Consider the following 12,149-nt stretch of genomic DNA (forward strand, 5'->3'; position numbering starts at 1 on the left):
AATGTTTGTGCATATCTTGAAAAATAAAAAAAACCGTGCGACACTCACGAATTGAAACGTTCTTTTACGTTTAACCTTACATCAGCCTTTCCCTTCAAACCTGCAACAAGGAGACAACCTAATGTCGGACAATCTGCAACAAACGGGCGCCACAGCATCGGATGTGGACACCCAGGAAACCCGCGAGTGGCTCGATGCCCTCAAGGCGGTGATTGAAAAAGAAGGCGGCGAGCGCGCCCACTTCCTGCTGGAGCAACTGCTGGAAGAAGCGCGCCAGAACAGCATCGACATGCCGTTCTCAGCCAACACCGCTTACGTCAACACCATTGAAACCAACGAAGAAGCGCGTTGCCCCGGTAACTTGGAAATTGAAGAGCGCCTGCGCGCCTACATGCGCTGGAACGCGATGGCGATGGTGGTGAAGGCCAATCGCCACAACCCCGAAGACGGGGGCGATTTGGGTGGCCACATTGGCTCCTTTGCCTCGCTGGCCACCATGTTTGGCACCGGTTTCAACCACTTCTGGCAAGCTGAGAGCGAGAGCCACGGTGGTGACTGCGTGTATTTCCAAGGACACGTTTCGCCCGGTATCTACGCCCGTGCCTATTTGGAAGGCCGCCTGACCGAAGAACAGCTGCTCAACTTCCGCCAAGAAGTGGACGGCAAGGGGCTGTCGAGCTACCCCCATCCCAAGCTGATGCCCGGTTTCTGGCAGTTCCCGACCGTGTCGATGGGCTTGGGCCCGCTGATGGCGATCTACCAAGCCCGTTTCCTCAAGTATTTGCACGCCCGTGGCATTGCCGACACCAGCAACCGCAAGGTCTGGGTGTTCTGCGGCGATGGCGAAATGGACGAGCCGGAAAGCCTGGGCGCGATTGGCTTGGCCGCACGCGAAGGTTTGGACAACCTGATCTTTGTGATCAACTGCAACCTGCAACGCCTGGATGGCCCGGTGCGCGGCAACGGCAAAATCGTGCAAGAGTTGGAAGGCGAGTTCCGTGGCGCTGGCTGGAACGTCATCAAGCTGCTGTGGAGCGGCGACTGGGATCCGCTGCTGGCCCGCGACAAAGACGGCGCGTTGCGCAAGCTGATGATGGACACGTTGGACGGCGATTACCAGTCCTTCAAAGCGTTTGATGGCGCTTACGTGCGCAAGAACTTCTTTGGCCGCGACCCGCGCACGCTGGAGATGGTGTCGCACATGAGTGACGACGACATCTGGAACCTGCGCCGTGGTGGCCACGATCCGCAAAAAGTGTTTGCCGCTTTCGACAAGGCCACCAAGCACCAAGGCCAGCCGACCGTGCTGTTGATCAAGACCGTCAAGGGCTACGGCATGGGCAAGGCCGGTGAAGCCAAGAACACCGTCCACCAGACCAAAAAACTGACCGACGAAGACATCAAGTACATCCGCGACCGCTTCAACATTCCGGTGCCTGACAGCGAACTGGCCAACATCCCGTTTTACAAGCCCGCCGACGACACCCCGGAGATGCAGTACCTGCACGAGCGTCGCAAAGCACTGGGCGGCTACCTGCCCAAACGCCGCGTCAAGGCCGACGAAAACTTTACCGTCCCGGCGTTGGAGAACTTCAAGGCCGTGTTGGAACCGACCGCCGAAGGCCGTGAGATCTCCACCACGCAAGCCTACGTGCGCTTCCTGACCCAGCTGCTGCGCGACCAAGCCATCGGCCCGCGCGTGGTGCCGATTCTGGTCGATGAAGCCCGCACCTTCGGCATGGAAGGTCTGTTCCGCCAGATCGGTATCTACAACCCCTTGGGTCAGCAGTACACCCCTGTGGACCGCGACCAGGTGATGTACTACAAGGAAGACAAGGCGGGCCAGATCCTGCAAGAAGGCATCAACGAAGCCGGTGGCATGAGCAGCTGGATTGCCGCCGCCACGTCGTACAGCACGAGCAACCGGATCATGATCCCGTTCTATGTGTACTACTCGATGTTCGGCTTCCAGCGCATTGGCGACTTGGCTTGGGCAGCGGGTGACATGCAGGCGCGTGGCTTCCTGCTGGGCGGCACTTCCGGGCGCACCACGCTCAACGGCGAAGGCCTGCAGCACGAAGATGGTCACAGCCAGATCCTGGCCAACACCATCCCCAACTGCGTCAGTTACGACCCGACCTTCGCGCACGAAGTGGGCGTGATCCTGCACCACGGCTTGAAGCGCATGGTCGAGCGCCAGGAAAACGTCTTCTACTACCTGACGCTGCTCAACGAGAACTACGCGATGCCCGGCCTGACCGCTGGCACCGAAGAGCAGATCATCAAGGGCATGTACCTGTGCAAGCCGGGCGCCGAAGGCGACAAGCGCGTGCAGCTGCTGGGCTCGGGCACCATCCTGCGCGAAAGCATTGCCGCTCAGGCCCTGCTGGCCACCGACTGGGGCGTGCAGGCCGACGTGTGGAGCTGCCCGTCGTTCAACGAACTGACCCGCGACGGCCAGGACGCCGACCGCTGGAACCTGCTGCACCCGCTGGAAACGCCCAAGGTGCCGTTCGTGGCGCAACAGCTGAACACCAGCACCGGCCCGGTGGTGGCATCGACCGACTACATGAAGGCCTACGCCGAACAGATCCGTCCGTTCATTCCGGCGGGCCGCACCTACAAGGTGCTGGGTACCGACGGCTTTGGCCGCTCCGACTTCCGCAGCAAGCTGCGCGAGCACTTCGAGATCAACCGCCACTACATTGTGCTGGCCGCACTCAAGTCGCTGGCCGACGAAGGCCAGCTGCCGCTGGCCAAGGTGGCCGAAGCGATTGCCAAGTACGGCATCAACACCGAAAAAGTGAACCCCCTGTACGCCTAATCCCCACGGAGACACAACATGGCATTGGTAGAAATCAAGGTTCCCGACATTGGCGACTTCGACGAAGTGGCCGTGATTGAGCTGCTGGTCAAGCCCGGCGACACGGTGGCGGCTGAGCAATCGCTCATCACCGTCGAGTCCGACAAGGCGTCGATGGAAATCCCGTCGTCCGCTGCGGGCGTGGTCAAGGAGCTCAAGGTCAAGCTGGGCGACAAGGTCAAGGAAGGTTCGGTGGTGTTGCTGCTCGAAGCCGAAGGTGGCGCCGCTGCAGCACCGGCCCCGGCCGCTGCTGCGCCTGCACCCGCCGCTGCTCCGGCAGCTGTTGCAGCCCCGGCTCCGGTGGCCGCTGTGGCAGCAACCGCTGGCCCGGTGGAAGTGCACGTGCCCGACATCGGTGACTTCAAGGACGTGGCCGTGATCGAGGTCTTCGTCAAGCCCGGCGACGCGATCAAGGTCGAGCAGTCCCTGATCACCGTGGAGTCCGACAAGGCGTCGATGGAGATCCCGTCCAGCCACGCTGGCGTGCTCAAGGAGCTCAAGGTCAAGGTCGGCGACAAGGTCAACATTGGTGACCTGTTGGCGATCCTGGAAGGCGCCGCTGGCGCTGTGGCACCTGTGGCCGCCGCACCTGCCGCATCCGCTGCTCCGGCGGTGGCTGCTCCGGCAGCTGTGACCCCGGTGGCTGCTGCCGTGGCCGCCGCACCGGCGCACAACCCCACCGCCACGCCGGCGCTGGGCCTGCCGCACGCTTCTCCGTCGGTGCGCAAGTTCGCCCGCGAACTGGGCGTGCCGCTGGACGAGCTCAAGGGCACCGGCCTCAAGGGCCGCATCACCGCCGAAGACATCCAGAACTTCACCAAGGCCGTCATGGGCGGCGCGGTGCAGACCAAGGCGATCGCGGCTGCGGCGCCCAAGGCGGCGGCGGGTGGTGGCGGTTCCGAGCTGGGCCTGATTCCGTGGCCCAAGGTGGACTTCGCCAAGTTCGGCCCGATCGAGCGCAAGGAGATGGGCCGCATCAAGAAGATCAGCGGTGCCAACCTGCTGCGCAACGCCGTGATGATCCCGGCCGTCACCAACTTTGACGATGCCGACATCACCGACCTCGAAGCCTTCCGCGTCTCCACCAACAAGGAAAACGAGAAGAGCGGTGTCAAGGTCACGATGCTGGCCTTCCTGATCAAAGCCTGTGTGGCCGCGCTCAAGAAGTTTCCCGAGTTCAACAGCTCGCTGGACGGCGACGCGCTGGTCTACAAGCAGTACTACCACATCGGTTTTGCCGCCGACACCCCCAACGGTCTGGTCGTGCCGGTGATCAAGGACGCCGACAAGAAGGGCGTGCTGCAGATCAGCCAGGAAATGGGCGAACTGGCCAAGAAGGCGCGCGACGGCAAGCTTGGCCCGGCCGACATGTCCGGCGCCACCTTCACCATTTCGTCGCTGGGCGGCATTGGTGGGCGTTACTTCACCCCCATCATCAACGCGCCTGAAGTGGCCATTTTGGGTGTGTGCAAGAGCGAAATGGCCCCCAAGTGGGATGGCAAGCAGTTTGTGCCGCGCCTGATGCTGCCGCTGTCGCTGACGTGGGACCACCGCGTGATCGACGGTGCCGCTGCCGCGCGCTTCAACGCTTTCCTGGGTCAGATTCTGGCGGACTTCCGCCGCGTGCTGCTCTGATGCGAGACAGGGCAGGGCGGCCTCTGCCGTCCTGCCCGCTACAGAATAGGAACAAAAATGGCACTGATTGATATCAAAGTCCCCGACATTGGCGACTTTTCTGAAGTGGCGGTGATTGAGCTGCTGGTCAAACCCGGCGACAGCATCAAGGCCGAACAAAGCCTGATCACCGTGGAATCCGACAAAGCTTCGATGGAAATCCCGTCGTCGCACGCCGGTGTGGTGAAGGAACTCAAGGTCGCGCTGGGCGACAAGGTCAGCGAAGGCACGGTGGTGCTGATGCTGGAAGCCGACGGTGCTGGCGCTGCTGCCCCCGCCGCCGCTCCCGCACCGGCCCCGGCAGCGGCGGCACCCGCTGCAGCCCCTGCAGCGCCGGTGGTGGCCCCGACCGCCGCCAGCTTCGGCGGCAACGCCGATGTGGAATGCGACCTGCTGGTGCTGGGCGCTGGCCCGGGCGGCTACTCCGCCGCTTTCCGCGCCGCCGACCTCGGCCTGAAAGTGGTGATTGTGGAACGTTATGCCACCCTGGGCGGCGTGTGCCTGAACGTGGGTTGCATCCCGTCGAAGGCGCTGTTGCACGTGGCCGCCGTGATGGACGAAGTCAGCCACATGGCCGATTTGGGCGTGGATTTTGGCGCTCCCAGCGTCAACATCGACAAGCTGCGCGGCCACAAGGAAAAGGTCATCACCAAGCTGACCGGTGGTTTGGCCGCTATGGCCAAGATGCGCAAAGTCACCATCGTACGCGGCCTGGGCCAGTTTGTGGGGGCCAACCACGTCGAGGTGGAAGAAACCACCGGCACCGGCCAAGACACAACCGGCAGCAAGAAAGTGGTGGCGTTCAAGCGTTGCATCATCGCGGCGGGTTCGCAAGCCGTGCGCCTGCCCTTCATGCCGAACGACCCGCGCGTGGTGGACTCCACCGGCGCGCTGGCGCTGCAAAGCGTGCCCAAGAAGATGCTGATTGTGGGTGGCGGCATCATCGGTCTGGAAATGGGCACCGTGTACAGCACGCTGGGCGCACGCCTGGACGTGGTCGAGATGATGGACGGCCTGATGCAGGGCGCAGACCGCGATTTGGTCAAGGTGTGGCAGAAGATGAACGCCAAGCGCTTCGACAATATCATGTTGAAGACCAAGACCGTGGGTGCCGAGGCCACGCCCGAAGGCATCAAGGTGCAGTTCGAGGGGCTGGACGGCACCAAGAGCGAAGGCGTGTACGACCTGGTGCTTCAAGCCGTGGGCCGCACGCCCAACGGCAAGAAAATCGCCGCCGACAAAGCGGGTGTGGCCGTGACCGACCGAGGCTTCATCAACGTCGATATCCAGATGCGCACCAACGTGCCGCACATCTTCGCCATTGGCGACATCGTGGGCCAGCCCATGCTGGCGCACAAGGCGGTGCACGAGGCCCATGTGGCGGCAGAAGTCATCGCCGGTGAGCTGCAGGGCAACAAGGAACTGGCTTCGGCCGCCTTCAACGCCCGTGTGATTCCGAGCGTGGCTTACACCGACCCCGAAGTGGCGTGGGTCGGCCTGACCGAAGACCAAGCCAAGGCGCAGGGCATCAAGGTCAAGAAGGGCCTGTTCCCGTGGACGGCTTCGGGCCGCGCCATTGCCAATGGCCGTGACGAAGGATTCACCAAGCTGTTGTTCGACGACAGTCCCGAAGCACATGGCCACGGCAAGATCCTGGGCGGCGGCATGGTGGGCACCCACGCGGGCGACATGATCGGCGAGATCGCGCTGGCCATTGAAATGGGCGCCGACGCGGTGGACATCGGCAAAACCATCCACCCGCACCCCACGCTGGGCGAAAGCATCGGCATGGCAGCGGAAGTGGCGCACGGCTCCTGCACCGACTTGCCGCCGGCGAAGAAGTAAGCCGACTCCAAGCCAAACCCACAAAGCCCGATCTGCCAACGGATCGGGCTTTGTGCTTTGCGCGATCAAATAACCGCCGCCGAATACTGTGTTTTTATACACAATGGACTTGTGAATATGGGTTGCTAGGTTCTAAAAAGGGCATAATGTCCGCTACAATTCCCAGAGAAACGAGGCAGGCAAAATGGCAACAAAACTCAGAACCGGTCCAGACATGGATATCGACGTGGTGCTGAAGTACCTCGCCATTGCCAGGCAGCACCACACCCAAGCCGAGATCGCCAAGTACCTCGAAGTCGACGTCAAGACCATCCGTCGCTGGGAGGCAGGCGAAAGCCAGCCCAAACCCTACACCGCCCACGCACTGCGTCAGCTCATTCTGCCGTTCGGTGCGCCCGATATCGGAAATGCCGCATTCAGATTCATCGATTTGTTCGCTGGCATTGGCGGCATCCGCGCCGCTTTCGAGGGCATTGGTGGCCAGTGCGTGTTCACCAGCGAGTGGGACAGCTACGCGCAGAAAACCTACGCCGAGAACTTCCACGACGGCCACCTGATCGCCGGTGACATCACCAAGGTCGAAGCTAGGGACGTGCCGGATCATGACGTGTTGCTGGCAGGCTTCCCCTGTCAGCCCTTCTCGATTGCAGGAGTGAGCAAGAAAAACGCGCTAGGCCGCGCTCATGGCTTCCACGACGAAACGCAGGGGACCCTGTTCTTCGATGTTTGCCGCATCATCGAAGCCAAACGTCCGCGCGCCTTCCTGCTGGAGAACGTCAAGAACCTCATGTCGCATGACAAGGGTCGCACTTTCGATGTGATCCGCCGCGCGCTGACCGACAACCTCGGCTACCAGATTCACTACCGCATCATCGACGGTGCCCACTTCACCCCCCAGCACCGCGAGCGGATCATCATTGTCGGCTTCCGCGACGAAGCCGCCGCAAGCGCCTTCAAGTTCGATGCCGTTCCGCTGCAGCCCAAGGGCAAGGTGGTGATGCGCCACATCTTGCACAAGACCGATGGTTCCGAGCCCCGTATCGAAGCCGACGGCGACAAGTATTTCAACCATGATCTAGCCTGTGTGCCGGCCAAATACACCCTGACCGACAAGCTCTGGGCTTATTTGCAGAGTTACGCCGCCAAACACAAGGCTGCAGGCAACGGCTTTGGTTTCGGGCTGGTGTATCCGGACAGCGTTTCGCGCACCCTCTCGGCCCGCTACTACAAGGACGGCTCCGAGATTCTGGTGTGGCAGGGCGAAGGGCAAAATCCGCGCCGCCTGACGCCGCGTGAGTGCGCGAGGCTGATGGGTTTTCCGGATACTTACCGGATTCCGGTGTCGGATACCAAGGCCTATGAGCAATTTTCGCAAGCCGCTGTCATGCCTATGATCGAAGCAGTCGCTAAACTGATGGCTCCGCATCTGACCGCGAAGGAGATGGCGCCGACGCTGCGCGTCGAGGAGCCGAGGATCATGGCGACATCGAAGAACTGGACGAGGGAACAGCTCAAGCTGGCGTTTCACCTGTATTGCCAACTGCCGTTCGGCAAGTTGCACAAGGGCAATCAGGAGATCATTCATCTCGCCAAGCTGATTGGTCGCACGCCTTCAGCTGTCGCCATGAAGCTCGTCAATTTCGCCAGTCTCGATCCGGCGATTACCTCGACAGGACGCAAGGGTTTGGATGGCGCGTCCAATCTGGATCGGGAAGTCTGGGCCGAGTTTCATGCCGACTGGGAAGGGCTAGCCGTCGAGTCCGAAATGCTCCGGCGCAGCTTTGATCATGTGCCCGCCGTCGATGAATCTGACGAGCTGCTTATACCGGAAGATTTCACCGGCGAGACGCGCAAGGTCGTCACGGAGCAGCGCATCAAGCAAAACTTCTTCCGCCGCGCGGTACTCAGTGGTTACGGCGGACGCTGCTGCATGTCCGGCGTTTCCGAACTGCGTCTGCTCATCGCCAGCCATATCGTTCCGTGGAGCAAAGACAAGCAGAATCGCCTGAATCCAAGCAACGGCCTGTGCTTGTCGGCGATCCACGACCGCGCTTTCGACAAAGGTCTGATCTCGGTATCTGACGATTTCAGGATCTTGGTTTCTCGTCCGCTACGGCTCAGCAAAGATGATTTCTTACAGCGCAGCCTGTGTGCGTTAGAGGGAACAGAGATTGCCTTGCCCGAGCGCTTTCAGCCTGAGCCTGCATTTCTTGCTCAGCATCGCGCTGATATTTTTCTCGGCGATTGAGCACCATGCAACAGCCCGTCGATTACAGCTTCGCCTTGAACCAGATTGCACGCGCTCAAGCCAGCATTCTGCTGGCTCAGACCGATGATTTGAGTGCTTGCCTGACTGAGTTCATCAAGCGTGGACTTAAAGAAATTCCGCCGGATTACCTGATGGCGTCGCACGAAGAGCATCAATTGCTTGCACGCCACACGCACGATGAAAGCCCCCGGCACCCCGGCATGTACCTCAAGTTGCTTCACGGACGACGCAGTACACACGAAGACATGAACGACTGGGGGCCTGATGGGCCGTGGATTGGGCCGCTTAAATGGTTTCATTGCACTTACCTGTCCACGATTGGGATTGGTTTTGAAGATGGCAGTGAAATCGCGCCGATGATGCCGGGCGGCGACTTGCCTTCTCCGATGTTTATTTCTGAAGGCTTGCTGTACTTCAACGGCATGTATTACGGGGATTGGGAGCTTCAAAAGCAAGGTGGTTTTGGCGTTTGATGCCGCTTTTCAGCGACTGGCTGGTTACGCCTTTGGCTAACCCGCCCCACGCCTACTGGCGGCATGTACTGCGAACAAGGGGTAAAAGCGTTCGTTACAAAATTCGGCTCTCCCACTGGAAACGATACGTTGTACTTCACCGGCACCCACCGCGCAGGTATGCGCAACGAAAAAACTGGGTTGAGCCTCGTCGTGCGCGGCTTCAACCTATCCCGAAAACTCATCGAGGATGTGAACGGGGCGGTGGAGCTTCAAACCGACGATGGCGACTGTGCAGCCGGGTGGTCGTTTGCCGACTTGATGATTGGCTGGAACAGGAAGCACGCACAAGCGGCGTACGTCTCGTATGAAAGCGAAAAATTGCTCGCGCCGGTCTACCGCTACTTCAGCCCGGCGCTCCTCGGAGAAGGCACGGACTTCAATCGCTATCTGAACGCGCTGGCAAGCGGCATCATCATCTTTGATCCCGGATCTAAGGTCATGAACGCCACTACCGATAAATCCACCGTCAAGGCACGCAGTCAGTTCAGGACTTCCACGCAGCACCTCGCGGCCTTGTACGAAAAATTCGGACCGGAGGCGTTTTGATCATGCTGCGCGCGATCCAGATGCGCACCAACGTGCCGCACATCTTCGCCATCGGCGACATCGTGGGCCAGCCCATGTTGGCGCACAAGGCGGTGCACGAGGCACACGTGGCGGCAGAAGTGATTGCCGGCGAACTGCAAGGCAACAAGGAACTGGCTTCGGCGGCGTTCGACGCCCGTGTGATTCCGAGCGTCGCTTACACCGATCCCGAAGTGGCGTGGGTTGGCCTGACCGAAGACCATCCCAAGGCGCAGGGCATCAAGGTCAAGAAGGGCTTGTTCCCGTGGACGGCCTCGGGTTGCGCCATTGCCAATGGCCGCGACGAAGGCTTCACCAAGCTGCTGTTCGACGACAGCCCCGAAGCACACGGCCACGGCAAGATCCTGGGCGGTGGCATGGTGGGCACCCACGCGGGCGACATGATCGGCGAGATCGCACTGGCCATTGAAATGGGTGCCGACGCGGTGGACATTGGCAAGACGATTCACCCGCACCCCACGCTGGGCGAAAGCATCGGCATGGCAGCGGAAGTGGCGCACGGCTCCTGCACCGACTTGCCCCCGAGCAAAAAGTAAGCGTGATGCGCTGATTTGGCCTTCGGGCCAATGAGCCAGCAAAAAGCCCGGAACGTGTGAAGCGTCCCGGGCTTTTGTCCGTTGAGAACGTGTGCGGTATTCAGCGCACCAACAGCACCGGCACCTTGCAATGGGCCAGCACCTGGGTGGCCACGGATCCCATCACCAGATTGGCCAGGGCGCTGTGGCCGTGCGATCCCATGACCACCAGATCAAACTGGCCCGCCGTGGCCTCCTGGGCGATCAACTCGCCAGCGGGGCCAGCTTGGTACTTCACCTCGGGCGTGATGCCGTGTTGTGCCAAGAACGCCACCGCCGGCGCAGCGACCTTGGCGGCCTCGTCGGCGTAATACCCGTGGGCCACCTCGGCCCCCACCGCCGCGCGCGCACGCGGGGGCAGAGCCAGCACGGCGGTGAACACGGTGAACTGGTTGTGGGGCCCGAACAGCTCCGGGTGCCCGGTCAGGTAGTCGAGCATCTTTTGCGTGAACGGACTGCCATCGACGGCCAGCAGGATTTTCATGGGGGGCTCCTCCAGTGGGTTGAACAACAGCAAATCGGGGCAGATCGGGCATCACGAGTTGGGCGGGGTCTTGACGCTCCACACCATGGTGATGGCCAGGATGCCCAGCACCACGCCCAGCGACACCGCCACCGGAATCTTGAAGATGTCGATCAGCATCATCTTGGTGCCGATGAACACCAGAATCACCGCCAGGCCGTAGTTGAGCAGGTGGAAGCGGCTGGCCGCAGCTTGCAGCAGGAAAAACATCGCGCGCAAGCCCAGGATGGCAAACACATTGCTGGTCAGCACAATGAACGGGTCTTGCGTGATGGCAAAGATGGCCGGGATCGAGTCCACCGCAAAGATCACGTCGGTCAGGCCCACCAGCGCCACCACCATCAGCAGCGGGGTGGCGATCTTCTTGCCGTTCTCCACCGTCCAGAACTTCTCGCCGTCGTAGTGCTGGCTCACGGGCAGCAGCTTGCGCAGCAGTCTCAGTGCCGGGTTGTCTTCCAGGTCGGATTCTTTGCCAGCGGCCCACCACATCTTGACGCCGGTGAGCACCAGGAAAGCGCCAAACAGGTACAGGATCCAGTGGAACTGTGCCAGCAGCCAGCCGCCCACCAGGATCATGACGGTGCGCAGCACGATAGCGCCCACCACACCGATCATCAGCACGCGCTTCTGGAACGTGGGCGGCACGGCAAAGTAGGTGAAGATGAGCAGGAACACGAAGATGTTGTCCACCGCCAGGCTCTTCTCGATCAGGTAGCCGGTGAGGAACTCCAGCGACTTCTCGTTGGCCAGCGCGGTGGAGCCGGTGGTGTCGCGCACGGCCCACCACAGCAGGCCGTTGAACATCAGGCTGAGGGCGACCCAGACCAGCGACCAGTTGATCGCCTCTTTGACGCCCACCACGTGGGAGCCCTGCTTGCTGAGCACCACAAAATCGACGAACAGCGAGGCCAGCACAATGCCAACAAACGCCAGCCACAGCCACAGGGGCGCAACGGTTTCCATACACAGATCCTTGGGTGAAAGGTGTTGTGAAACAACCGCAAGGTCTCGCACCGCGCAGCCTTTCAGGTCACTGCGCAGGGCAGATCCGGCGCCCAGCCGGGGCCAGGTCACGTATTGGCGGATGCTGCCACCAGCGCACCCCGGTGCAAGGGGGGCACACTGGCCTGCTACTCCCCTTGGGGGGAAGCCCGATTATCTGCCTGCAGCCCCCAGCGCCACAAGCCTGGGTGCTGATGAAAATTTCGGAAAAATCTGAAGATCGGCCTCGCACCAAAACAAAAAAGCCGCAGGCCCGTGGAGGCGCTGCGGCTTTTGCGGGGCCCTTGGCCCGGTACGT

Annotated in this window: 6 protein-coding genes and 4 pseudogenes; 8 read left to right on the forward strand and 2 right to left on the reverse strand. The window is 61.2% G+C overall.

The annotated features are described in order from the left end of the window. The first annotated feature begins 121 nt into the window (after positions 1-121). The 8 genes and pseudogenes from aceE to CON76_RS02580 form a co-directional block, all read left to right on the forward strand. Positions 122-2,824, forward strand: coding sequence for a pyruvate dehydrogenase (acetyl-transferring), homodimeric type (aceE, locus tag CON76_RS02550; protein WP_101101784.1), 2,703 nt, complete (start codon positions 122-124; stop codon positions 2,822-2,824). Between the two features lie 18 nt (positions 2,825-2,842). Then, positions 2,843-4,498 (forward strand): dihydrolipoyllysine-residue acetyltransferase, encoded by a 1,656-nt coding sequence (gene aceF / locus CON76_RS02555; RefSeq protein ID WP_101101786.1) that lies wholly within the window; start codon positions 2,843-2,845, stop codon positions 4,496-4,498. Positions 4,499-4,555: 57 nt separating this feature from the next. Then, complete coding sequence (gene lpdA / locus CON76_RS02560) at positions 4,556-6,382, forward strand: dihydrolipoyl dehydrogenase (RefSeq protein WP_101101788.1); 1,827 nt, start codon at positions 4,556-4,558, stop codon at positions 6,380-6,382. 214 nt (positions 6,383-6,596) lie between these two features. Beyond that, a pseudogene (dcm, locus tag CON76_RS13455) lies at positions 6,597-7,823 on the forward strand (DNA (cytosine-5-)-methyltransferase); the annotation flags it as partial. Positions 7,824-8,318: 495 nt separating this feature from the next. Continuing rightward, positions 8,319-8,630, forward strand: a pseudogene (locus CON76_RS13460) (HNH endonuclease); the annotation flags it as partial. Positions 8,631-8,635: 5 nt separating this feature from the next. After that, entirely contained in the window at positions 8,636-9,124 is a 489-nt protein-coding gene (locus tag CON76_RS02570; RefSeq protein ID WP_101101790.1) for a hypothetical protein, read from the forward strand. 48 nt (positions 9,125-9,172) lie between these two features. Further along, positions 9,173-9,712: pseudogene (locus tag CON76_RS02575) on the forward strand (MvaI/BcnI family restriction endonuclease); the annotation flags it as partial. Positions 9,713-9,726: 14 nt separating this feature from the next. Then, positions 9,727-10,287: pseudogene (locus CON76_RS02580) on the forward strand (FAD-dependent oxidoreductase); the annotation flags it as partial. A gap of 100 nt (positions 10,288-10,387) precedes the next feature. On the opposite strand, the gene CON76_RS02585 reads toward CON76_RS02580, so the two are convergent. Continuing rightward, a complete protein-coding gene (locus tag CON76_RS02585; protein WP_101101794.1) occupies positions 10,388-10,810 on the reverse strand; it encodes a universal stress protein in 423 nt (140 codons plus the stop codon). A 51-nt stretch (positions 10,811-10,861) separates the two neighbouring features. Next, a complete protein-coding gene (locus CON76_RS02590; protein ID WP_101101796.1) occupies positions 10,862-11,812 on the reverse strand; it encodes a TerC family protein in 951 nt (316 codons plus the stop codon). Positions 11,813-12,149: the final 337 nt, after the last annotated feature.

Source organism: Macromonas bipunctata (assembly GCF_002837135.1).
GTDB lineage: Bacteria > Pseudomonadota > Gammaproteobacteria > Burkholderiales > Burkholderiaceae_C > Macromonas_A > Macromonas_A bipunctata.